The organism is Burkholderia sp. PU8-34 (genome assembly GCF_053427725.1).
Map to the genome: position 1 here is coordinate 1 of NZ_JBSAXC010000072.1, position 515 is coordinate 515.

Here is a 515-nt window from a genome sequence, read left to right on the forward strand (position 1 = left end):
CAGGAACTGCGGCAGGAGGAGACTCAGCTTTGACCAAAGATGACCTGATCGCGCAATACGGCCCGCGCGAATCGATGGAATACGACGTCGTGATCGTCGGCGGCGGCCCGGCCGGGCTGTCGGCCGCGATCCGGCTCAAGCAGCTCGCCGCCGAGAAAGGCGCCGAGATCGGCGTGTGCGTGCTCGAGAAGGGTTCGGAAATCGGCGCGCACATCCTGTCCGGTGCGGTGATGGATCCGCGTGCGATCACCGAACTGTTCCCCGACTGGAAGGAGCAAGGCGCGCCGCTGACCGTCGAGGTCACGGAAGACCGCTTCCTGTTCCTGTCCGAGAAAAGCGCGGTGCAAACGCCGAACTGGGCGCTGCCGGACAACTTCAAGAATCACGGCAACTACGTGATTTCGCTCGGCAATGTCACGCGCTGGCTTGGCCAGCAGGCCGAGGCGCTGGGCGTCGAGATCTTCCCGGGCTTTCCGGCGGCCGAGATCCTGTACAACGACGACGGTTCGGTGAAA

1 protein-coding gene is annotated in these 515 nt (G+C 64.1%); it reads left to right on the forward strand.

Annotated elements, in window-relative coordinates; genetic code table 11:
• Positions 1–29 precede the first annotated feature (29 nt).
• Positions 30–515 (forward strand): NAD(P)/FAD-dependent oxidoreductase (locus ACV22Z_RS35755; protein WP_448080944.1); only part of this gene is annotated, 486 nt, incomplete at its 3' end.